The sequence below is a fragment of the Brevibacillus sp. HB2.2 genome (genome assembly GCF_013284275.1).
GTDB lineage: Bacteria > Bacillota > Bacilli > Brevibacillales > Brevibacillaceae > Brevibacillus > Brevibacillus brevis_D.
Window position 1 is genome coordinate 1 of record NZ_JABSUV010000046.1, and the last position, 21642, is coordinate 21642.

The window sequence follows — 21642 nt, forward strand, 5'->3', positions numbered from 1 at the left end:
TATGGCAAACAACAGGTTCGTAAATTAGCGGATGAAGCTAATTACGAGCCTTTTTATTTTTTCTAGCATGTTGAATCCTCCTCCATTTTCCATTACAATCACATTGTGATAATGAATCTCATTTTCACTATCACTTGATGATTCATAAACAAACGAGAAACAAAGTGGAGGGGTAGTTGTGGGAGAACAGTTGGAGCTGTTTGATGTAACCATTATCGGCGGTGGCCCTGCGGGGATGTACGCTGCCTTTTATAGCGGAATACGCGATATGAAGACGAAACTCATTGAAGCGAAAGAAGAGCTCGGTGGACGAATGTTGATCTATCCAGAAAAAATGATCTGGGATGTAGGCGGTGTACCACCACAGTTATGTGAAAAGCTGATTGCCAATCTGGTGCAACAAGCGAAGACATTTGATCCTGCCATCGTCCTAGGTGAGGCAATCATTGGACTAGAGCCACAAGAAGATGGAACGTACATACTCGTTGCAAAATCAGGGAGAAGGCATTGGACCCGCACGATCATTTTGGCTTTAGGCCGAGGTATTTTGAAAATGGCAAAGCTGGAGATCGAAGGAGCAGAGCGCTACGAGGTGACAAATCTTCATTATACAGTACAGGAACTGGAGCCATTCCGTGGCAAGCACGTCCTTATCTCAGGTGGTGGGGACTCCGCGGTCGATTGGGCAAATGAACTGGTGCAGATTGCAGCGTCCGTAACGGTCGTGCATCGCCGTGATGTATTTGGTGGACATGAACGGAATGTGAAGCGCATGAAGGAGTCATCTGCGATCGTACGCACCCCATATGCGGTCACGCAATTGCAAAGCTCGGACAAAGAAACGATCGATAAAGTGACGATACGTCATCTAGAGACAGACGAGACGGAGCAAATCAATGTCGATGCGATCATCGTCAATCACGGATTGAAGGCCGATTTCACCGGGATTAAAGAGTGGGGCTTGGACATGGATGAATGGAACGTGTTTGTCAGCGCTCGTCTAGCAACGAATCTACCAGGGATTTTTGCGGCGGGCGATTTTGCGAGCTTTGACAGCAAGATTACGCTGATCGCGGGAGCATTCACCGATGCGGCTGTGGCCGTAAACAGTGCCAAATTGCACATTGACCCGGTAGCAGATCGGATGGCGTATGTTTCTTCTCATAACCAGCGTTTTAAAGAAAAGAACAAAGCCCTCGGGGTTATCGACGAGGACGACGAGTAGAATTGATGTAGGACAAAAAGCCCAACATTTGCAGGTTGATTGTCGCTTTTCCCATACGTTACATTGTAAGAGGCAAGGTATAAAAACTAGGTCAGACGATATAAATAGGGAACTTCGTGCTAGATAATCGATCAACAAATGTGGGAGAGGAAGTAGAAATGAAGAAAGTTCAGCATTGGCTGATCACTATGGCTACAGTGGCCCTTGTGTTCTCGCTCGGTATGAACTTCGCGCCTGAGCATGCAATGGCATTACAATTAGACCGGTTTTCTCCTTCTATCGAGTTGCAGGATAAGTTACAGGAAAAGTATGTGGAGAAGATGGGCCTCAAGGAAGACGAGGTTCTCGGCTTTTATTACTCATCGATGAAAAACAGCACAGATGAGCGTAAACATAACATCAAGCAAGCATTGAGCAAGATTCATAATGAAAAAATCAAGCCGCAACAGGTGTTTTCTTTTAACGATATAGTGGGAAATTCGAATTTGCCTGAGGGTGGTTGGCAAAAGGCTGGAGTCATTCAGAACGGGCAGCTCGCTGATGACTATGGAGGCGGGATATGTCAGGTTTCCAGCACGCTTTACAATGCAGCTGCTGAAGCGGGAATGATCATGGTGGAACGGCATAACCACAGCCAATCGGTGAGATACGTGCCAGCGGGTCAAGATGCCACGGTCGCGTATGGCTATATGGATTTTAAATTTGCCAACTTGTATGATTTCCCTGTGAAAATCAAAGCAAAATCATACGATGACGAACATGTTGTGATTGCGATCATACGTGCGTAGCTTCGAAGGAATAAAGGGGGCATCCTATGGATGAACCCTGTTTTTTTCGGTATTTTTACAGGGAAAAAATGGATATCGATTTGGTTTTGAGTCATGCATTCCAGACCATACTGTTTTAGAAGGAGGTGCCGTGATGTTCGTTCAGGTGACAGGTGATTCACACAAGCAAGAGGTTCTCGTCATGGGAGAACGGTTAGAACGCCAGCAAGATGGTTGTTATCTTTTGCCTGGAAGACTTGTCCACGCATTGAAGCCACATGATTTGCCGGTAGGAATCCCATTCAAGCTCTCGGGTGCGCTACCATCTGGCTACGGGTTTTATCGGGAAGACTCTGTTATTTTCCGGCGAACGAATGATACTCCTTCCCTGTGGATTGATGTTACTTCTACATATATGGTGGCGGAATGGGATGGCATGTTCTCGGTGGAAGCAACGGTTGAAGCCAGAAAGCATGTCGTGGAACAACAACAGCAGTTTGCCTTTGTCCTCTCCGAAGCGACAGAGCAGCATGTGATTTTCCATTACGAATTTTCCTGGAGCTCCGAGCAAGAGATGGATCTGGAGAGTGCGTTGGAATCTATTTGTGATACGGTGATTGAAGTAGAAGCACGAGGAAATGCCCGACTTTGGCCTGGCTATGGAAACTGCATGGAAGAGGACGAACAAGACAAGCTGTAATACGCCATGCAGCCATGATATAGTGAAAAAAAGACAGCCACCAAAGGAGAGGACAAAATGGAGCACGTCAAAAATATTTACTGTATCGGTCGCAACTATCGATTGCATGCTACAGAGTTGGGGAACGATGTGCCAACCAAGCCAATGATCTTTGACAAGCCAACACATGCGCTTGCAATGGCAAATGGTGAGGCCATTGAACTTCCTTCATCTCGTGGAGAGCTCCATTATGAGGCGGAGCTTGTGATACACATCGCGAGGCCGTATGAGGCTGGAGTTACTCTTGATGAGATGATTGACAAAATAGCACTTGGGATCGACTTTACTTTGCGGGATATTCAGAGCGAGCTGAAGAAAGCAGGGCATCCATGGCTGTTGGCAAAAGGGTTTAAAAATTCAGCGATTTTGACTTCTTTTCATCCTTTCCCTGGCATTGATGCGCTTCACCAAACAGATTTCTCCTTGCTGAAAAATGGAGAGCAAGTGCAACGCGGCAATCTGCGTGATGTGATTTTTGATTTGGAAACGATTATTGCCTATATTTCCGAACATCTAGGACTGGATCAAGGGGATATCATTTACACGGGTACGCCAGCGGGGGTAGGACCTGTTACGGATGGAGACGTCCTCACTCTCAAGTGGGGAGAAAAGACGTGGGGGCAGTTTACCGCGAAAATGAAATAGGGACAAATAGAGAACCATCTTCTGACAGAAACAAGCAGAAGATGGTTTTTATTTGGGGATCGGGCCAGCAATAGAGCGGGTTTTTGCTGCGAAAATCATCTTTGATACCGTTTTGTAACCTTTATGGTTCTATGGAACTAAGGAGTAGCAACCGCCTACGTTACACCTTGTTTTCTGACTAGTCCCATGCTACCAATTCCATCATTGGAAAATTTTACGGTCTTATCCTCCTGTTTCCTCCTGCGCTATTCTGTCCATGTACCCAAGACGGGTGCCACAACATGACAAGGAGGAAAAGAAAGTGACGAAACGAGATTGGGTAATGAGGTCAACAGTAGCAGTCCTGCTGAGTACGTCCCTGTTAATGGGTGGTCAAGTTGGAGTAGTGGCCGCTAAGACACAAGATTCAAAACAATCAGAGGTTGCAAATATTGCTACTTCTTTGATCGGGAAGGATTACGAGTACAAAGCAAAGGGACCGAAGCAATTCGGATCAGCAGAGCTGGCTACGTATGCGTACAAACAAGTAGGGATTTCCATCGGGAGCACAATCTCTAGCCTGTACAAGACTGGGACGAAAGTATCCGAAAAAAGCGTAACGCCAGGAGATTTGGTGTTCTTCGCCTCTAGCGGAAGCGGCAGCCCAACTTTTATGGGAATATACATAGGCAGTGATCAATTCGTTTATTCTTCGAAAGGGGAAGACGAGGTAGTTGTCAAAACATATTCGGAGTACAGTGACAAATTTGTAGGGGCTCGTCGTGTTATTGAGAGCAATTCCTCAGACAATACGCCAAGCAAGCCAGAAAAGCCGGCAAGCACTGTTGCCGATCAAGTCATTAAAAATGGCGAAAAGTATATGGGCACCAATTACAAATACGGCTCCAGCAGCAGTACGACTAAAACATTCGATTGCTCTTCCTTTACACAGCGCGTGTTTAAAGAAGCGGGCATTACACTGCCGCGCGACTCCCGCCAGCAATCTACTGTAGGGAAATCTGTTTCCAAGAGCAATCTGCAAAAAGGTGATCTGATCTTCATGAAGGCATCTGTAAACAGTACTTCTGATCGGATTACACACGTAGCCATTTATGCAGGGGATGGAAAAATCCTGCACACGTACGGCAGTCCTGGTGTGACTTATTCCAAGTATGATGGAACGAACTGGGAAAAGCGCACCGTGAAAATCAAGCGCGTCATTTAAGCATCCAATCCATTTCAGCTCTCGTGCATTTGCATGGGAGCTTTTGTATTATATATGACGCTTGTTCGCACAGATCGTTTCGCGTCAATTTTTGCCAATAGGGAACAAGAAAGGTGTTGTAATATTCAGAAATATACATATAATAAAAACTGAGAGGTGATTCAGGTGTCAGAAAATAGTCTACCTACCCCTGTTTTAACCAAGAAAGGACAGGAAACTCGCAAAAAAATACTGGATGCCGCAGAGCATGTGTTTGGCGAGCTGGGTTATTATGATGCATCTATCGTCTTGATTACGCAGCATGCACAGGTGTCCCAAGGAACGTTTTACAATTATTTCGAGTCGAAGAAAGCGATTTATGATGAATTGATCAGGCAGCTGAGTAGAGAGCTGCGTTCCACGATCAAAGAAGCGATCATGGGAGCAACCACGCAGGAAGAGAATTTGCGCCTAGGATTTCTGGCCTTTTTTCGTTGGATCAAACATCATCGCAACATGTACAGCATTATTCAACAGGCTGCGCTCGTCGACCAGGAGCTGTATCGCTGGTATTACGCCAAACTGGCAGCGGGATACGTACGAAGTTTGAAGAACGCCATGAATGATGGTGCGTTTCGAGAGATGGATCATGAGACGTTGGCTTATTGTCTCATGTCGATCGGACAATTCATCGGGATGCGTTGGGTTTACTGGGAAAATGAAGACGTACCGGAAGAGGTGGTAGATACAGCCATGTCGATGATTATGAAAGGGATTGCTGCCAAGACGTAACCAATCCATTTTATAGGCAAAGGAGTAGAGTTCATGCACGGAATTGCTTATTGGATTGAAAAGCGAGCTCGAATCACTCCGACGCGGATCGCAGTGATTGCCAACGAGCAATCACTCACGTATCAGCAAATGAATGAGCAGATCCAACGTGTTGCCGACTATTTACGACATGAGCTACAGGTCAAAAAGGGGGATCGGATCGGCATTTTGTCCCAAAACAGTTTGGAGTATGTGCTTCTGTTGTTTGCCATCGCCAAACTCGGTGCGATAGCCGTCCCCTTTAATATCCGCTTGACCCCAGCAGAATTAGACTATCAGTTTGAGGATAGTGGTATTCGCGTGTTATGTGCCCAGCCAGAGTTCGCCGCTACCATCGAGTTGATCAAGGCGAAGGCCAGTGTTGCGCACAGGATATGGCTGGAACCAGGAGAACTTCCATGGAGCCAGGATGGCCCGAGTGAGTCATCCCAGCACAGTAGGATCGACGCAGATGACGGCAGTGGAGATGATCCATACATCATTTGCTATACATCAGGAACGACAGGAAAGCCTAAGGGAGCAGTGCTCACCCAAGAAAACATGTTTTGGAACTCCGTACACAATGTAGCCGCGCTTGATCTCACCTCAGAAGACTGCTCGATTGTCTTATTGCCACTCTTTCATATCGGGGGAATCGGACTGTTTGCCTTCCCTACATGGCTTGCTGGCGGACGCGTCGTTGTTGCCGGGAAGTTCGACCCTGATAAAGCGATTCAACTAATCGAAACGCACCGAGTCACCATCGTGATGGGTGTGCCCGCCATCCATGAAGCCATTCGTCAAAGCCCTTTATTTGCGACCACATCATTTGATTCCGTCCGTTGGTTTTACAACGGCGGCGCTCCATGCCCCATGGAACTCATCCAGCATTTTCAGGAGCGAGGCCTCCCTTTTGGACAAGGATACGGCCTAACAGAAACATCCCCCACCGTGTTTATGATCGCGAAGGAAGATGCGAGAAGAAAAGCCGGCTCAATCGGAAAGCCCGTCATGTTTTGTGAAGTCCGCCTGATCTCGGATGACGGAAAAGACGTTGGTCAGGGCGAAATCGGAGAATTGCTTGTCAAAGGCCCGAATGTGATGAAGGAATACTGGAACAGACCAGAAGAAACAGCCAAGACCATCCGCGATGGGTGGTTGTACACAGGGGATTTGGCACGTTTTGATGAAGAAGGGTTCGCTTATATCGTAGGAAGACGCAAAGACATGATTATCTCAGGCGGGGAGAACATTTATCCGTTGGAGCTGGAACAGGTCATCGGCGAGCTGGATGGTGTTCAGGAAGCCGCAGTCGTCGGTGTACCCGATGAAAAATGGGGAGAGGTCGCGAAGGCGTTTATCGTGCCCAAATCAGGTGCAGTCATCACGGAAGCACACATCAAAGAACACTGTGAGCAAAGACTGGCGAAGTATAAAATCCCGAAGTCATTCGTGTTTTTAACTGAGCTGCCACGCAATGCGACAGGGAAAATTGTCAAGCAAGCATTGACCAGATTGAAAACAGATTCCATTACACAATGAGGTGATTACATGGCGAGATTTGCAATAGGGGAGCAAGCATCTTTTAGCAGAACGATTACGGAAACAGATATCGTTCTATTTGCGGGAATGAGTGGGGATTATAATCCGGTGCACATTGACCAACAGTACGCAAAGGACACGCGATTTGGCCAGCGTATCTCACATGGACTGTTGACGGCGAGCATGTTGTCCAGATTGCTCGGGATGCAGCTCCCTGGCATCGGTTCCATTTACAAAGACCAGACTATTTCGTTTACGGCTCCGGTTTTAATCGGAGACACGATCACCGCGGCCGCCACTGTGCTGGAGTATCAAGAAGAGCGTGGCATCATCCGATTGCTTACGGAATGCACGAATCAGCATGGAAAAGTAGTTCTGACTGGAACAGCGACGATGCTCGTACCGAGGGAAGGAGCGAAAGTATGAATCATCTTGAAGCGAATACGATCCAAGAGCAGACTATCGGAGTGGAAGCGACGTCCGTATTTTTTCCTGAAGGTGTAGAAACAGCTGAATGTTTGGCTGAAAAGACAGGAATCCCCACGCGAGTCATTATCGAAAAATTCGGTCTTTACCAAAAGCATGTCGCAGATGACACCCTTCATGCATCAGACCTCGCTGTGCTTGCTGCCCAACAGCTGACCGGCTCGGTGATCGATCCATCTGAGATTGACGTAATTATTTACTTTGGCAGCCCGCACAAAGATTACTATGTATGGTCTAGCGCACCGAAGATTACATACGAACTAAAAGCGACAAACGCATACGGTTTCGAGATGATGAACGTCAGCTCGTGTTTTCCAATCGCCTTGAAGGTTGCCAAAGATATGCTGACGGCAGATGCATCCATTGAAAACATCTTGCTGGTTGCTGGCTGTAAAGAATCACAAATCGTCGATTACGACAATCCTCGCTCACGCTTCATGTTTAATTTTGCAGATGGGGGGACAGCGGCTCTCGTAAAACGTGGAGCTACTAAGAGCAGAATTCTCCACAGCTGTGTCATCACCGATGGTTCTTTTCATGATGATGTAAGGGTACCCGCAGGCGGCTCGAGGCACCAACCTAGTCATGAAACGGTGGAAAACAGACTTCATTACATCGATGTGCCGAATCCGAGCGATATGAAAGAGCGACTTGACCCCATCTCGATACCAAACTTTGTTCATGTGGTAGAGCAGGCATTGGCAAAAAGTAATCGTTCCTTGCGTGATTTGAAGCTGCTGCTTCCTTTGCACACAAAGCGTTCGATGTTCTTGGAACTATTGGAACGTTTGCAACTGAGCGAGGAGCAGGCCGTCTATCTCGATCATTACGGGCATTTGTCTGCACTCGACCCGTGTATTGGACTGCATGTCGCACAGCAAGAGGGACGTCTTTCCCCAGGGGATATTGTCGTAGCTGTCAGTGCTGGTACTGGATATACGTGGGCTGCAACCGTACTGGAATGGTTAGCCGAATCGTAATGAACATGATGACACTCGAGGAGGAACGGGCGTGAAAAAAAGAGGATGGAACATGTTGCTCCCGCTAGCAATGTCTGTCGTGCTTGTTGCTGGCTGCAGCCAAAATGAAAGCGCTTCATCTGGTGGCGGCAATACGATCAAGGTAGGTGTACTTGCTTCGCTCACAGGCCCATTGGAAAGCTACGGCAAGCAGACGGCAAGAGGTTTTGAGCTCGGGCTCGATTATGCAACAGAAGGCAAGCGAGAGATCGGTGGCAAAAAGATCGAGTTTGTCGTGGAGGATACGGAGACGAAGCCGGATGTCGCCGTTCAAAAAGCAACGAAGCTCCTGGAAACCGACAAGGTAGATTTTCTCGTAGGCTCCTCGAGTTCGGGCGATACGCTAGCTGTCCTTCCTCTGGCAGAGGAGTACAAAAAAATCATGGTCGTAGAGCCAGCAGTAGCAGATAGTATCACCGGGAAAAACTGGAACAAATACATTTTTCGCACAGGTCGAAATTCTTCACAGGACGCAGTAGCAGGCGCTGCGGCCATTGCTTCTAAAGGAACGAAGATCGCGACGATGGCTCAAGACAGCACCTACGGTCGAGAAGGGATCGAAGCCTTTAAGACCGCCGCTGAAAAATTAGGGGCTGACATTATCGAAGAGCAATACGTGGACACGAGCACGACTGATTTTACAGCCAACATCCAAAAAATCATGAGCGCCAAACCCGAATATGTGTTCATCACGTGGGCAGGCTCGAACTCCCCATGGAAACAGCTGCAAGATATGCAGGTTCAGCAAAAAGGCATCAAGGTGTCTACGGGAGCACCTGATATCGCTGCATTGAAAACGATGGAGGCAATGATCGGGATGGAAGGCTTCTCGGTGTATTACCATTCGCTCCCCAAAACGAAAATGAACGACTGGCTCATCGATGAGCACAAGAAGCGTTTTCAAGGCGAGATTCCAGATTTATTTACGGCAGGCGGGATGACGGCAGCCGTAGCGATTGTGGAAGCACTGAAAAAGACGAACGCCGATACAGATTCGGAGAAGTTGATTGCTGCGATGGAAGGCATGACCTTTGATTCGCCGAAGGGCCAGATGCAGTTCCGGGTGGAGGACCATCAGGCACTGCAAACATTATACGCAATCAAGCTAGAGAAAAAAGACGGAGTCGATCATCCGGTCCCTGTGCTCGTTCGGGAGATGACGATGGAAGAGACAGCACCACCTGTCAGGAACCAGAAGTAGAGGAGGTGTGTGATGAGTTACTTGTTGGAAACGGTTGACGTAAGCGTAGCATTCGGGGAGCAAACAGTCATAAACAAAGTATCGCTACGCATACCGAAGCAGCGATTTACTTCGATCATAGGACCGAATGGAGCTGGAAAGACGACGCTGTTTAACTTGCTAAGCGGACAGCTTACTCCCTCGCAAGGAACAATCAAGTACAAGGGACAAGAGATTACACATTTGCCACCAGCAGCACGAGTGAGAATGGGGATTGGCAGGTCGTTTCAATTGACAAACTTATTTCCCAAGCTAACGGTACGGGAAAATATTCGATTAGCCGTGCAGGCTTCACAGGGAGTTCGGTTTCGTCTATGGATTTCCCAGGCAGATCAGATGCGACAGGCTGAGGAAGTTGAACGATTGCTGCATCTGGTATTGCTGGAGAAAAAGGCGGATGTGCTGGCAAGCTTACTGGCGCATGGGGAGAAACGAAAGCTGGAGCTGGCCATGCTACTTGGATTGCGTCCGGATGTTCTTTTACTCGACGAACCGACGGCGGGGATTTCGTTGGAGGAAGTCCCGGCTGTATTGAGGGTGATCGAATCCATAAAGGAAAGCAATTCGTGCACGATCATCCTCATCGAACACAAGATGGACATGGTCAAATCACTCTCCGATCACATGGTCGTTCTGTTTCATGGAGAGCTATTGGCTGAGGGAACCCCGACTGACATGATGCGAAATGAACAGGTGCAATCTGCCTACTTGGGAGGGTTGTATAAGCATGATGCTGCAACTTGACCAGATTGAAACGTACCTCGACCAGTTTCACATCTTGCAGGGTGTCTCGCTCTCTGTGCAAGCAGGTAGTATTACTGTCCTGTTTGGTCGAAACGGCGCTGGCAAAACAACGACGCTTCGTTCCATCATGGGGCTTGCACCGATTCGTCATGGGCAAATTCGCTATCGAGGAGAAGAAATCGGACATTTGCCGACCTACTCCATCGCACGTAAAGGGATTGGCTATGTGCCCGAGAATCAAGGGATTTTTCATGATTTTACCGTAGAAGAGACGTTCCGGCTCGCCATGCAAAAAAATGACGACGAACAAAAAGAAAAGCTCGCGTGGATGCTCGATCTTTTTCCAGACCTGCATCACTACTGGAAAAAGAAAAGTGGGCACTTAAGCGGTGGTCAAAAACAAATGCTTGCGATTGCACGAGCTTACGTGAACAGCAACGGACTCTTGTTAATAGACGAACCGAGCAAGGGGCTTGCACCCATCATGGTTGAAAAGCTCATGCTCCACATCGAATCGATGAAAGAGAAAACGACCGTGCTATTAGTTGAACAAAACTTTATGATGGCAAGCATGATTGGCGAGCAGTACTACTTGATGGATGAAGGGAAAATTGTCCGCAGTGGCGCGATGCAGGAGTTGAAGGATGATGCAGATACGCGACAAAAATATTTGGGTATTGCATGAGCGTATGACAGGGAGGGGGAGGATGAAATGGATGTCGCGATAAATTTGCTTGTAAATGGACTGGCGACAGGCACACTCATTTTCTTGCTCGCTTCCGGGCTCACGTTGATCTTTGGCTTAATGAGTGTGTTGAACTTTGCCCACGGTGGATTGTTTGCCTGGGGGGCCTTTGCTGGTGTATGGCTTTTCGGATTAACGGATAGCTTTTTTCTGGCCATCGTAGGTGCTGCTGTCATAGGGATGCTACTCGGTTTCGTGCTAGAGCGCATACTGATCCGTCCCGTGTACGGTGATCATATTCAGCAACTGCTCGTGACATTGGGCGGAATGCTCGTGATCAGTGAATTACTCAAGGTGTTTTGGAGCCCCAATCCCATACGGGCAGGATTACCAGATTATTTGCAAGGGAGCATCGAGCTTGGCGACATCATACTAATTACGTATCGCTTGTTTGTCATCGCAGTGGGAATAGCTGTGTACGTCGGGTTGCACCTGCTATTGACGAGAACAAGACTAGGCTTGATCGTCCGAGCGGGCGTTATCGATAAGGAAATGGTGCAGGCACTCGGCATCAATATTAAACAAGTGTTTACTTTCGTCTTTTTGCTGGGGGCAGGCATGGCTGCGCTGGGAGGAAGTCTGCTAGCCCCGTATTCGGGGGTAATTTTTGCGGAAATGGGTATGCAGTATGCGATTCTGGCATTCATCGTCGTCATTGTCGGTGGAATGGGAAGCGTTCAAGGCTCTATGATTGCGGCGCTTTTAGTAGGGGTGCTCGGCTCGTTTATGGCTTACTTCGTTCCAGAGCTTTCACTGGCAGTGAACATGCTGCTGATGCTGGCAGTGCTGCTTATCAAACCATCCGGCCTGTTTGGAGCGAAGGGGTGATCATGCGTTGGCTACATCCGGATTGTTGAATCATCGTTTTATCCTCTTTGTGTTTTTGTCTTTAGCGGTTTTGCCGTTTCTTTCAGACTCGCGAAGCCTGTACATCTTGTTCACCCAAATCTTTATCTTTGCGATTTTTGCGATGAGCTTTGATTTGTTGCTCGGCTATACGGGGATCGTCTCATTTGGACACTGTATGTTTTTCGGAATAGGTGCGTACTCTGTGTCTTTATTCCTGAAAAACTTTGACGCATCGATCGGCTATTTCTTACTTGGCGTACTCGTAGCCATCGTGCTATCTGGGATTCTCAGCTATGTAATCGGGATGCTATCCTTGCGCTTGAAAAGTCATTTTTATGCGATGCTGACGTTGGCGATTTCGCAGCTGCTATTCGTATTGGCAGAGAAATGGCGCTCGCTGACGATGGGGGGAGATGGCTTCACCTTCCCGGTGCCTGAGCTGTTTCGGGATCGTTTGTCCTTTTACTATGTATGCCTGTTCCTAATGGTCATGCTGTTCGTCATCTTGCGGGCGTTTACGCGCTCTCCACTCGGCAAGGTACTGAAAGCCATCGGTCAAAATGAACAACGCGCGGAAGCGTTAGGCTATCAAATTCTTCATTATAAAGTAATCGTCAGCATTGTCGCTGGAGTGGTTGCAGCGATTAGTGGGGGCTTGTACGCAGTCATGCTGCGATTCGTAAACACCCAAGTGTTTTCGATTGAAACGACACTAGATGCACTCTTGATGAGCATGATCGGTGGGCTGGGAACGCTATTTGGCTCTATTTTGGGGTCGGGGATCGTAGAGCTGGCGCATCACGGATTGACTGAGCTGGCAAAGCTTCACCCGATATTCGAGAGATGGGTCATATTCCTTGGCTTGCTCTATATTCTGGTCGTTCTCTGCTTTCCGAGCGGAATTGTCGGCAGCTTTCAAGAGTGGAGGGAAAAAAGAAAACAGCGTTCCGTGCAGGCTGCGACGATCATAGAGCCAGTAGAGTGATAGGGATGAAAGGAGGAAGGTCAACCGATGCAAAAGGTTGGCCTTTTTTTGTCCCATTTTTGTCGAAAGAAAAAGGTGAGAATTATAGTGATGTCGAATTATTATTCATCAATCTTAGAAAAGGTGGAGATGTGCTATGGAATTAAACATGCCAGTGAACTATAATTTCGCAGCCCAGGTGGACGAATGGTCGAAAAAACATCCAGAGAGACGTGCGGTTTGGGAGTTAGATGAGCAAGGCAAGGAGCATATCCTTACGTACGAGGATTTGCGCCAATATTCAAATAAAATTGCGAATGGACTAGGGTCCATTGGAATCGGGCATGGAGATCGGGTACTCGTCCTGGTTTCCCGAGGAACATTGGCTTACGGTCTCTATTTGGCACTACTGAAGCTAGGGGCAGTGATTTTGCCAGGGTCTGAGATGCTGCGTTCCAAAGATATCGAGTACCGGATCAATCATGCAAAAGTAAAGGCAGTGATCAGTTTCGCGGGAGCAATGAGTGAGGTTGATCTGACGAGAGGCAACTGTTCTACCCTGCAACACTACATCACGACGGGCGAAGAAAAAGAAGGGTGGATTTCGCTTGAGGGGTTGCTCCAGGGGCAGGAAACAGAATTTGAGGTAGTAAACACGAAGTCGGATGAGCTGGCCTTCCTGTCTTATACTTCAGGGACGACTGGGGGACCAAAAGGGGTTATGCATGTTCACGGTTGGCCGTTTGCGCATTTGGCTGTGGCGGCTACACAGTGGCTGGACGTTCGCGAAGGTGATGTGGTTTGGGCAACGGCTGGGCCTGGTTGGGCCAAGTGGATCTGGAGCCCGTTTGTCTCTACATTAGGGCTGGGAGCGACCGCGTTTGTCTATAAAGGAAAGTTCTCTGCAGAAAATTATTTGACGATTCTGCAAAATTACCCAGTGTCTGTTTTGTGTGCGACGCCAACCGAGTACAGAATCATGGCAAAAGTAACGGATTTAGAACAATACAAGCTGTCCGCCCTGCGCTCCGCATGTTCGGCTGGTGAACCGCTCAATCGGGAAGTGATCGACACATTCCGCCGCGTCTTCCAGTTGACCGTGCGAGATGGATACGGACAGACAGAGAACACTTTACTGGTGGGTACCTTTGTCGGCATGGAGCCAAGGCCAGGTTCAATGGGCAAACCATCGCCAGTTGTAAGAATCGCCATTATTGACGAAGAAGGAGCGGAGCTGCCAGTAGGCAAAGTAGGCGATATTGCCATTGATCGCCATATGGTGGCGCTATTCAAAGGCTATCTGGATGATCCCGGGCGCACTGCCAGAGCATTTCGCGGCGACTGGTACGTGACGGGTGATCAAGGCCGCATGGACGAAGATGGCTACATCTGGTTCGAAGGACGTTCCGATGACATTATCATCTCAGGTGGATATACGATTGGTCCGTTTGAGGTCGAGGATGCGCTGGTGAAGCATGCGGCGGTAGCGGAATGTGCGGCTGTTGCCAGTCCTGATCCGGAGCGTGGTCATGTGGTAAAAGCGTTTGTCATCCTGAAAAAAGGGAATGAGCCATCCGAAGAGTTGATCGTGGAATTGCAAAACCATGTCAAGCAATTAACTGCGCCGTATAAATACCCGCGCAAAATCGAATTTGTACAAGAACTGCCGAAAACGACCTCCGGTAAAATCAGACGGATCGAGCTGCGGCAGCAGGAGGCACAGCAAAATCAGCATTTGTAGATAATCGTTTGTCTTACGAAATTGTAAGATTGTTGTAAGTGGATTCGATGGGACGTAATGTGTGCATCCCCTACAATGTGAGTAGAAGCAAGGCAAGGGGGAATGCAGCATGAACCACCTTCCAATCCCATTAGGAAGAAACACCGACTTGTATGAAGCGGCGAGCATGCCCACGATTAAGAAACTCGGTGTTCGTTGGAAAAAACGACTGCGTATCAGTTTTCTCGTGATCATGATGGCAGCCATCTTGGCGCCGATCGTGCTTGCGTGGACAGGGAATATATGGATAGATGAAAAAAAGCTGGCTGCTGTACAGCAATCCAACAGTTATGTAAAGCTGGACGAAATGCCTGATTATGTGTGGAAGGCATTCGTTGCAATAGAGGATCATCGGTTTATGCAGCATCCAGGAGTGGACCCGATTGGATTGAGCCGAGCGATCTGGGTCGATGTCAAGGAAGGTGCCTACGTGCAGGGCGGTAGTACAATCACCATGCAGTTAGCGCGGAATCTGTTTCTGACGAACGACAAAACGATGACTAGAAAAGTGAAGGAAGTCGCGATCGCTTTACAATTAGAGCAGCGATACAGCAAAAAAGAGCTGCTCGAAATGTACCTCAACGTCATTTATTTCGGGCACGGAAAATACGGAATTGGCGAGGCTGTTCCCTTTTACTTCGGAAAAAAAGCAAATGAAACAGGAAATCGAGCGGTTACATTGGGAGAAGCGGCCATGCTGGCTTCTTTGCCGAAAGGACCAGAGCGTTACTCACCGGTAAAGAACTGGGACCGAGCCAAAGAACGGCAGGTGGTTGTGCTGAATCGGATGAACGAATTGGCAGTAATCGATCAAAAGGAAAGTACATTGGCTAAGAACGAGCATATATCCGTTGTTCCTCCTGCCAAACGCGCAGCGAAATAAACGAATGTGATGGAATCCCCTGTCTGGATGGCAGGGGATTTTTGCTATGGAACAGAAGAAGCATGCATTTGACATGGCCGGTTGCCTGATGGTGGAACAGTGGCGGGGATGCTGAGCGCTTCTTACGTCGTTCGGTTCACAGCCTTGCCCAAAGCATCTTCCAATACATGCGCATACTGCATGGTCGTTTCGATTTTGGAGTGTCCCAGCTGTGCTTGGAGCTGATGGGGGTCAGGGTTCAACCGGAGAAACTGGGTAGCAAAGCTGTGACGAAGCTTATGGACAGACAAATCGGGAATGCCGAATGCTTTCGCGTACTTTTTGACCAGCTTTTGGACAGACCGCACTTCAATGCGATGCCCATTCGGATTGGCAGGGGAGACAGCGAGAAAAACAGCGTCCTCTTGCGGTTCGGGATTGTATTTGTCACGCAGCTGCAAGTATTTGCCTAAGTACTCCTTACCCCAGTCACTGAAAAAAGGAGCGTCCTCTTTCCTTCCTTTGCGAATCAATTTCAACTGGTTTTTTTCCATAATAATGTCGGATAGATCGAGACTGACGATCTCTGACACACGGAAGCCGCCAGAGAGAATCATCGCGATCAAGGCAGTATCCCGGTCGCGGTTTTGCATGTGATACTGCTTCTTTTTTTCCGTATCGCAATGAGCCAAATATCCGTTGTAGACAAAATCAACGAACTGATAGATTTCGTCGTCTATCAGGATTTTTGCCCGAATGGCGTGGGCGCGTGCGAGGGGAGTCAGCTCCGTGATCTCCAGCTCGATTTTGGCGAGTACATTCCGCGTCAAATACGATTCCCCATTTTCATCCTCAGCGAGGGCAGACAAGTAATGAAAAAGCGATTTCAGGCTCGATATTTTTCTGCTGATCGTGCGGTCACTGTACTCTTTCTTCGCGCTTTTGGTAGGGTTCGAGAGCAAGGCGGATCGCTCATATAGATGCGACTCCTGCAAGTATAATATGTAGCTTTCTACGGTTTCCTTCTTCAAATCATTCAAATCGCTTAACGGAATGTCCTTCATATCCGTCGCGGTACTCAAACCTTCTGTCATCATCCAGCGAAAGAAAAAGGAGAAATCGCGTAGGTATCCAAGCAAGGTGGAGGGTGAGTTCTTTTTGGATTTTTTATGCTCAATAAACTTTTCGACATACCACGGGTAGGAGCCCACTGTTTGTAAAAGCTGCAAGGCATCGCGCTGTTTGGTAACGGACATGCTTTCACCACCAACATCTATTTGTAATCGTATACGAACATATATTCTATCAAAAACCAAACGTTCTGGGAATTGCAAATTGAACAAGAAACCGTCATGATGGGGAGTGTGGATCGATGTTGGACAAGAACGGAGTGGATTTATAGTGGCAACATGGGACTTATCTCAGACGAGACATCATGTGCTGATTTGCAATGGTGGAAGCTGTATGCGCAAGGGTGGCGAAGAGGTTACGGTAGCGATACGCGAAGCGATTACCGAAGCAGGTTTGGATGACTATGTACATACAACCCGCACGCGTTGCAACGGACGCTGTGAGGATGCATGCGTGATGATCGTGTACCCCGAGGGAATCTGGTATGAAAACGTGACGCCAGAAGATGCACAGAAGTTGGTGGAAGAGCATTTTCAAAATGGCAGACCAGTAGAGTCCTTGATGACGCATCGCTTCGAAACGAACGGTTTTGTGCGTACGATAGACAACAAGCCCGGTATCTTAAAATCACAAAAGGCAAAAAAATGAGGAAAAGGCCACGATCTGCTCATGAAGCAAGAGAGTGGTTTTTTCATTTTCAGGAGTCTACGATTTACGACAAAAGGAGAAAGTAGGAGAGATGGCAATATCAAAAGGAAAATGATTGAAAGCGTTAACAATATGTCTTTGTGATGTGGACGTTTTAAGTAAATGGTGGTAAAATGTCTTTAGATTAAGTTGATTTTATGCGAATTTTATCAAAATGATATGTCCATACAGTGTGAACAATTGTTTTTGTGGAAGTTACTAATCGATGGCTGAATATATGGAGGGATTCTCGTTGGCGAGCAAAACACTTGAACATTTTTTACATGAAAATCTGGCAGATTTGAAGAGCAAGGGACTGTACAACGTCATTGATCCATTGCAAAGCGCAAATGGTCCTGTCATTACGATTGCAGGAAAAGAACTGATCAATCTCTCCTCCAATAACTATCTGGGCTTGGCTACTGATCAACGCCTTGTGGACGCTGCGATTGCAGCAGCAAGCAAATACGGCGTAGGTGCAGGGGCTGTTCGTACGATTAACGGAACCTTGGACTTGCATGTGAAGCTGGAAGAAAAGCTCGCTGCCTTCAAGCATACGGAAGCTGCAATCGCTTACCAATCTGGCTTTAACTGCAACATGGCTGCGATCTCTGCAGTCATGGACAAGGACGATGCGATTCTTTCTGACGAATTGAACCACGCTTCCATTATTGATGGATGCCGCCTGTCTCGTGCACAAATTATCCGTGTGAACCACTCCGATATCGATGACCTGCGTGCGAAAGCGAAGGAAGCAAAAGAATCCGGCAAATATAAAAAACTGATGGTCATTACTGACGGCGTATTTTCAATGGATGGCGATGTTGCCAAGCTGCCGGAAATCGTCGAGGTAGCCGAAGAATTTGACTTGATTACGTATGTAGACGATGCCCACGGCTCTGGTGTTCTCGGCAAAGGGGCAGGAACAGTTAAACATTTTGGCCTGTCTGATAAAATCGACTTCCAAATCGGCACGCTTTCCAAAGCAATCGGGGTAGTCGGCGGTTATGTAGCGGGACGCCAAGAGCTCATCGACTGGCTCAAAGTACGCAGCAGACCTTTCCTGTTCTCGACTTCGCTGACGCCAGCGGATGTGGCTGCTTCCATTGCTGCGATCGATATTTTGATGAACAGCACCGAGCTGCACGACAAGCTGTGGGATAACGGACATTACCTGAAAAAAGGCTTGAAAGAACTTGGCTTCAATATCGGGGAGAGCGAAACGCCTATCACTCCTTGCATTATCGGAGACGAACAGCAAACTCAAGAATTCAGCAAGCGACTGTATGAAGAGGGCGTGTACGCGAAAGCGATCGTGTTCCCGACTGTACCAAAAGGAACCGGCCGTGTACGGAATATGCCAACAGCGGCGCATAGCAAGGAAATGCTGGATCGTGCCCTTAGCATCTACGAAAAAGTTGGGAAAGAAATGGGGATCCTGAAATGAAAAAAATTCTGGTAACCGGGGCGTTAGGACAAATTGGTTCCGAGCTCATCATGAAACTACGCGATATTTACGGAGCGGATCAAGTCATCGCTACAGATATCCGGAAAAACGAAGAAGATCCTGTGGTGCAATCTGGACCCTTCGAAGTTCTTGATGTCACAGACGGAAACCGGATGTTTGAGCTGGCAAAGAAACATGGCGTGGATACGATCATGCATTTGGCTGCGCTGTTGTCTGCAACAGCAGAAGCAAAGCCACTCTTGGCATGGAACCTGAACATGGGCGGGCTGGTAAACGCGTTGGAAGCAGCACGTGAGTTAAACTGCCAGTTCTTTACACCGAGCTCGATTGGTGCATTTGGTCCGACTACACCGAAGGACAACACACCGCAGGACACGATTCAACGCCCTACGACCATGTATGGTGTAAATAAAGTTTCCGGTGAGCTACTCTGCGATTACTATTATCAAAAATTTGGGGTAGATACGCGCGGCGTGCGCTTCCCAGGTCTGATCTCGTATGTAGCGCCTCCGGGTGGTGGTACGACTGACTATGCAGTAGATATTTACTACAAGGCGATCCAGCATGGAGCGTATACGTCCTACATCGGTAAAGGCACGTACATGGATATGATGTATATGCCTGATGCGTTGAATGCGATTGTTTCCCTGATGGAAGCAGATGCCTCCAAGCTCATCCATCGCAACGCGTTCAACGTGACTGCGATGAGCATTGAGCCAGAAGATGTAGCAGCAGCGATCCGTAAACACATCCCTGAGTTTACGCTCTCTTATGAAGTCGACCCTGTGCGTCAGGCGATTGCCGATAGCTGGCCAAACTCCATTGATGCTACGGCTGCCATGCAAGAGTGGGGCTTCAAAGCCGAGTACGACTTGGACAAAATGACCGAGGACATGCTCGCAAAACTGCGGGGAAAGCTGCTCCAGCAAGTCGGATAAACGAATAGAGAAAAGGAAAATGTGCCACTTCTTCTTGTGCCGTGATGCGAGAGAGGTGGCCATTTTTTGTTTGTCCGTTCACATGCACGCTATCAGACTTTTGAATGCCTTTCCTGTTCTCTGGGCATATTATGAAAAGAGAGGGGGAAAATCATGGATTTACCAAAAAACTTGCAGGACAACCATTCGAAGCATGACGAAGAAGGACAAGTCATCCCAAATATACAGGACAACAAAGACAGTAGTAATGAAGAACGACCAATAGAAAGCTGGGGCTGGTCGAATAATAGCGAGACGGTTCGAGAGAGCTGACACCATGAAACAAACAAAACCTTCCGGAATCCGGGAGGTTTTTCTCGTACACACACAAAGGGAAAACCGTCCAAACAAGGACGGTTATTGAGGCTTACAGGAGCATTTGTTGTTGCGGCTGGTAGGCATTAATCATCGTGTTCATTGTGTGATCGGCAAGCTGTGGAGCTTGGTAGTAGCCTTTGGCATTCATGTATTGCCAGGTTTCATAAGCCATTTGCTGGCATGCATTAGCGCCATTTACATGATATTGCCGGATACCTGGATCTACGCACTCAGCTGCCCAGAGCATGCCAATTGCCGAACCCGATTTATGCCAGTTCAGCATCAGGGTAGCAATCGTCATATCTGACAAGCGGGTTGGGTGTGGGTTGGGAGCAGCCATCTGCGGGTTATTAAGACCTACTGCTGTAGGTTGTGCTACACGCAATTGAATAGGAGCTGGTGCAATGTTGAAGCCTTTTCCCTGCAAAAGGCTAATCCCTTGCTGGTAAGCGTTCATGATCATTTGCTGATGTCTGTTAATGATACCTGTTAATTGCGGGTCTTGTGCCATCTCGGCAAGTACTCCGTGCATTTCAATCGCGGCGTGTTTGGAGCGGAGTGCTTCTTGTGTTTCTAAAAACTCATGAGCAGCAAATCGTTGCATAATAGCCTCCTGTAATCGAATTGGGTTACTGTCAACCTTTGATAGTGTTTGTATAGAATCAATGGATATTCAGGAAAAAATGGAGAAAGGATTGTCGCTGACTTGTTCGTGTGTAATGGCGAGCCCTTGCTCGTGGGCATTAGGCGAAGGGGTGCTAACTCACGTATTCCGCTGAGTATGAATTGAAGCCTGCATGTACCGAAAGTAACGTATTTGCATAGCCAACCAAACGATTGACGGTCTCATCGACCACTGCGTAGACGAGCGGATGCAGAGTAGGGTCATGCAGTTTTGGGTCATCGAAAATCACGGTGGTGTTGATGAACACATCCCGATTTCCAAACAGGTCGTAATGAATGAATACTTTCCCGCAAGCCCCTTCTGTCTGCGGATCTCGATATCCCGGCAAAAACAGATACCATTCCTCGGCTGTTGCAGAACGGAAATTTTTCGTGAATTTGAGACCTTGGATAGCTTCGTCTGTTTTTCTTTTTAATTCAGGGCTCATCAAAATATCTGGCAAGAACCTTTCCTCCTTCTGCTCCTTTTCAGTATGAAGAAAGGAGGGCATTCCCATGCAAACACCAATGACTGTCTAATAATCGTTAAAAGGAGACAAACTACAGCTAACTTGCATTCGGGAGGGATCATATTGACTGAACAAAACAATCAGGAAGTAGAAAATAAAGAACTGAAAGTGCTGGGGACGCACGCAGCAGGAAGCACCGATTTATTTGAGACCCGAAAAGCGTCAAAGGACGAAGTCGTCGAACCGCCCAAGCATCCTGGCGGAGCGGGCTCATCCGGGACTTATTGAGAATTGCCTAGCACAACAAAAAGAAGCGCCTCTGCCACGG

General features: G+C 47.9%; 24 protein-coding genes and 1 pseudogene. 21 read left to right on the top strand and 4 right to left on the bottom strand.

Annotation, left to right across the window (positions count from 1 at the left end; translation table 11 throughout):
* The first annotated feature begins 178 nt into the window (after positions 1-178).
* The 16 genes from HP401_RS25090 (at position 179) to HP401_RS25165 (ending at position 15621) form a co-directional block, all read left to right on the top strand.
* Positions 179-1225, top strand: a complete 1047-nt coding sequence (locus tag HP401_RS25090) for an NAD(P)/FAD-dependent oxidoreductase (RefSeq protein ID WP_173606988.1) — start codon at positions 179-181, stop codon at positions 1223-1225.
* A gap of 158 nt (positions 1226-1383) precedes the next feature.
* Complete coding sequence (locus HP401_RS25095) at positions 1384-2013, top strand: VanW family protein (protein WP_173606989.1); 630 nt, start codon at positions 1384-1386, stop codon at positions 2011-2013.
* A 133-nt stretch (positions 2014-2146) separates the two neighbouring features.
* The gene (locus HP401_RS25100) at positions 2147-2692 is read left to right on the top strand and encodes a hypothetical protein (RefSeq protein ID WP_012686258.1); all 546 of its coding nucleotides are present in this window, start codon (positions 2147-2149) and stop codon (positions 2690-2692) included.
* Between the two features lie 57 nt (positions 2693-2749).
* Positions 2750-3376 carry a fumarylacetoacetate hydrolase family protein gene (locus HP401_RS25105; RefSeq protein WP_173606990.1) on the top strand — a complete coding sequence of 209 codons (627 nt, stop codon included), beginning with the start codon at positions 2750-2752 and terminating at the stop codon, positions 3374-3376.
* A 301-nt stretch (positions 3377-3677) separates the two neighbouring features.
* Positions 3678-4580, top strand: coding sequence for a C40 family peptidase (locus HP401_RS25110; RefSeq protein ID WP_173606991.1), 903 nt, complete (start codon positions 3678-3680; stop codon positions 4578-4580).
* 165 nt (positions 4581-4745) lie between these two features.
* On the top strand, positions 4746-5351 hold the full coding sequence (locus tag HP401_RS25115) for a TetR/AcrR family transcriptional regulator (protein WP_173606992.1): 606 nt from the start codon (positions 4746-4748) through the stop codon (positions 5349-5351).
* A 33-nt stretch (positions 5352-5384) separates the two neighbouring features.
* On the top strand, positions 5385-6911 hold the full coding sequence (locus HP401_RS25120; protein WP_173606993.1) for an o-succinylbenzoate--CoA ligase: 1527 nt from the start codon (positions 5385-5387) through the stop codon (positions 6909-6911).
* Positions 6912-6920: 9 nt separating this feature from the next.
* On the top strand, positions 6921-7337 hold the full coding sequence (locus HP401_RS25125) for a MaoC family dehydratase (RefSeq protein ID WP_173606994.1): 417 nt from the start codon (positions 6921-6923) through the stop codon (positions 7335-7337).
* Positions 7334-8377, top strand: a complete 1044-nt coding sequence (locus HP401_RS25130; protein WP_173606995.1) for a 3-oxoacyl-ACP synthase — start codon at positions 7334-7336, stop codon at positions 8375-8377. The genes HP401_RS25125 and HP401_RS25130 overlap by 4 nt, the downstream gene beginning before the upstream one ends.
* Before the next feature lie 52 nt (positions 8378-8429).
* A complete protein-coding gene (locus tag HP401_RS25135; protein WP_173607025.1) occupies positions 8430-9617 on the top strand; it encodes a substrate-binding domain-containing protein in 1188 nt (395 codons plus the stop codon).
* 12 nt (positions 9618-9629) lie between these two features.
* A complete protein-coding gene (locus HP401_RS25140; RefSeq protein WP_173606996.1) occupies positions 9630-10400 on the top strand; it encodes an ABC transporter ATP-binding protein in 771 nt (256 codons plus the stop codon).
* Positions 10384-11085 carry an ABC transporter ATP-binding protein gene (locus HP401_RS25145; protein ID WP_173606997.1) on the top strand — a complete coding sequence of 234 codons (702 nt, stop codon included), beginning with the start codon at positions 10384-10386 and terminating at the stop codon, positions 11083-11085. Before HP401_RS25140 ends, HP401_RS25145 begins: the two co-directional genes overlap by 17 nt.
* A 27-nt stretch (positions 11086-11112) precedes the next feature.
* Positions 11113-11973 carry a branched-chain amino acid ABC transporter permease gene (locus HP401_RS25150; protein ID WP_173606998.1) on the top strand — a complete coding sequence of 287 codons (861 nt, stop codon included), beginning with the start codon at positions 11113-11115 and terminating at the stop codon, positions 11971-11973.
* A gap of 7 nt (positions 11974-11980) precedes the next feature.
* Positions 11981-12979 (top strand): branched-chain amino acid ABC transporter permease, encoded by a 999-nt coding sequence (locus HP401_RS25155; protein ID WP_173606999.1) that lies wholly within the window; start codon positions 11981-11983, stop codon positions 12977-12979.
* A 136-nt stretch (positions 12980-13115) separates the two neighbouring features.
* Positions 13116-14699 (top strand): acetate--CoA ligase, encoded by a 1584-nt coding sequence (locus HP401_RS25160; protein WP_173607000.1) that lies wholly within the window; start codon positions 13116-13118, stop codon positions 14697-14699.
* A gap of 109 nt (positions 14700-14808) precedes the next feature.
* The gene (locus HP401_RS25165; protein ID WP_173607001.1) at positions 14809-15621 is read left to right on the top strand and encodes a transglycosylase domain-containing protein; all 813 of its coding nucleotides are present in this window, start codon (positions 14809-14811) and stop codon (positions 15619-15621) included.
* A 122-nt stretch (positions 15622-15743) separates the two neighbouring features.
* Here HP401_RS25165 and xerS read toward each other — a convergent pair whose 3' ends face one another.
* On the bottom strand, positions 15744-16856 hold the full coding sequence (gene xerS, locus HP401_RS25170; RefSeq protein WP_173607002.1) for a tyrosine recombinase XerS: 1113 nt from the start codon (positions 16854-16856) through the stop codon (positions 15744-15746).
* A 145-nt stretch (positions 16857-17001) separates the two neighbouring features.
* On the opposite strand from xerS, the gene HP401_RS25175 reads away from it, so the two are divergent.
* The 4 genes from HP401_RS25175 to HP401_RS25190 all read left to right on the top strand — a co-directional run bounded on the left by HP401_RS25175 (position 17002) and on the right by HP401_RS25190 (position 20136).
* Positions 17002-17379 (top strand): (2Fe-2S) ferredoxin domain-containing protein, encoded by a 378-nt coding sequence (locus HP401_RS25175; RefSeq protein ID WP_173607003.1) that lies wholly within the window; start codon positions 17002-17004, stop codon positions 17377-17379.
* Between the two features lie 292 nt (positions 17380-17671).
* Positions 17672-18865: a glycine C-acetyltransferase gene (locus HP401_RS25180; RefSeq protein WP_012686276.1), complete on the top strand. Its 1194-nt coding sequence runs from the start codon at positions 17672-17674 to the stop codon at positions 18863-18865.
* Positions 18862-19824 carry an L-threonine 3-dehydrogenase gene (locus HP401_RS25185; protein ID WP_064199661.1) on the top strand — a complete coding sequence of 321 codons (963 nt, stop codon included), beginning with the start codon at positions 18862-18864 and terminating at the stop codon, positions 19822-19824. The genes HP401_RS25180 and HP401_RS25185 overlap by 4 nt, the downstream gene beginning before the upstream one ends.
* A gap of 153 nt (positions 19825-19977) precedes the next feature.
* Positions 19978-20136 carry a hypothetical protein gene (locus tag HP401_RS25190; protein ID WP_173607004.1) on the top strand — a complete coding sequence of 53 codons (159 nt, stop codon included), beginning with the start codon at positions 19978-19980 and terminating at the stop codon, positions 20134-20136.
* A 94-nt stretch (positions 20137-20230) separates the two neighbouring features.
* Here the strand turns inward: HP401_RS25190 and HP401_RS25195 are convergent, their stop codons facing one another.
* The 3 genes and pseudogenes from HP401_RS25195 to HP401_RS25205 form a co-directional block, all read right to left on the bottom strand.
* Entirely contained in the window at positions 20231-20785 is a 555-nt protein-coding gene (locus HP401_RS25195) for a spore coat protein (RefSeq protein ID WP_012686279.1), read from the bottom strand.
* Between the two features lie 69 nt (positions 20786-20854).
* A pseudogene (locus HP401_RS35760) lies at positions 20855-20923 on the bottom strand (DUF4025 domain-containing protein); the annotation flags it as partial.
* A gap of 16 nt (positions 20924-20939) precedes the next feature.
* The gene (locus HP401_RS25205; protein ID WP_173607005.1) at positions 20940-21308 is read right to left on the bottom strand and encodes a hypothetical protein; all 369 of its coding nucleotides are present in this window, start codon (positions 21306-21308) and stop codon (positions 20940-20942) included.
* Between the two features lie 129 nt (positions 21309-21437).
* Between HP401_RS25205 and HP401_RS25210 the strand changes: the two genes are divergently transcribed.
* Complete coding sequence (locus HP401_RS25210; protein ID WP_173607006.1) at positions 21438-21602, top strand: hypothetical protein; 165 nt, start codon at positions 21438-21440, stop codon at positions 21600-21602.
* The last annotated feature ends 40 nt before the right edge of the window (positions 21603-21642 follow it).

What these genes read in the sequence shown, in the direction of transcription:
- HP401_RS25140 (WP_173606996.1), top strand. Translation starts at nt 9,630, where the DNA reads ATGAGTTACTTGTTGGAAACGGTTGACGTAAGCGTAGCATTCGGGGAG.
- HP401_RS25120 (WP_173606993.1), top strand. Translation starts at nt 5,385, where the DNA reads ATGCACGGAATTGCTTATTGGATTGAAAAGCGAGCTCGAATCACTCCG.
- HP401_RS25185 (WP_064199661.1), top strand. Translation starts at nt 18,862, where the DNA reads ATGAAAAAAATTCTGGTAACCGGGGCGTTAGGACAAATTGGTTCCGAG.
- HP401_RS25190 (WP_173607004.1), top strand. Translation starts at nt 19,978, where the DNA reads ATGGATTTACCAAAAAACTTGCAGGACAACCATTCGAAGCATGACGAA.
- HP401_RS25165 (WP_173607001.1), top strand. Translation starts at nt 14,809, where the DNA reads ATGAACCACCTTCCAATCCCATTAGGAAGAAACACCGACTTGTATGAA.
- HP401_RS25095 (WP_173606989.1), top strand. Translation starts at nt 1,384, where the DNA reads ATGAAGAAAGTTCAGCATTGGCTGATCACTATGGCTACAGTGGCCCTT.
- HP401_RS25125 (WP_173606994.1), top strand. Translation starts at nt 6,921, where the DNA reads ATGGCGAGATTTGCAATAGGGGAGCAAGCATCTTTTAGCAGAACGATT.
- HP401_RS25135 (WP_173607025.1), top strand. Translation starts at nt 8,430, where the DNA reads ATGTTGCTCCCGCTAGCAATGTCTGTCGTGCTTGTTGCTGGCTGCAGC.
- HP401_RS25150 (WP_173606998.1), top strand. Translation starts at nt 11,113, where the DNA reads ATGGATGTCGCGATAAATTTGCTTGTAAATGGACTGGCGACAGGCACA.
- HP401_RS25160 (WP_173607000.1), top strand. Translation starts at nt 13,116, where the DNA reads ATGGAATTAAACATGCCAGTGAACTATAATTTCGCAGCCCAGGTGGAC.
- xerS (WP_173607002.1), bottom strand. Translation starts at nt 16,856, where the DNA reads ATGTCCGTTACCAAACAGCGCGATGCCTTGCAGCTTTTACAAACAGTG.
- HP401_RS25130 (WP_173606995.1), top strand. Translation starts at nt 7,334, where the DNA reads ATGAATCATCTTGAAGCGAATACGATCCAAGAGCAGACTATCGGAGTG.
- HP401_RS25195 (WP_012686279.1), bottom strand. Translation starts at nt 20,785, where the DNA reads ATGCAACGATTTGCTGCTCATGAGTTTTTAGAAACACAAGAAGCACTC.
- HP401_RS25100 (WP_012686258.1), top strand. Translation starts at nt 2,147, where the DNA reads ATGTTCGTTCAGGTGACAGGTGATTCACACAAGCAAGAGGTTCTCGTC.
- HP401_RS25145 (WP_173606997.1), top strand. Translation starts at nt 10,384, where the DNA reads ATGATGCTGCAACTTGACCAGATTGAAACGTACCTCGACCAGTTTCAC.
- HP401_RS25105 (WP_173606990.1), top strand. Translation starts at nt 2,750, where the DNA reads ATGGAGCACGTCAAAAATATTTACTGTATCGGTCGCAACTATCGATTG.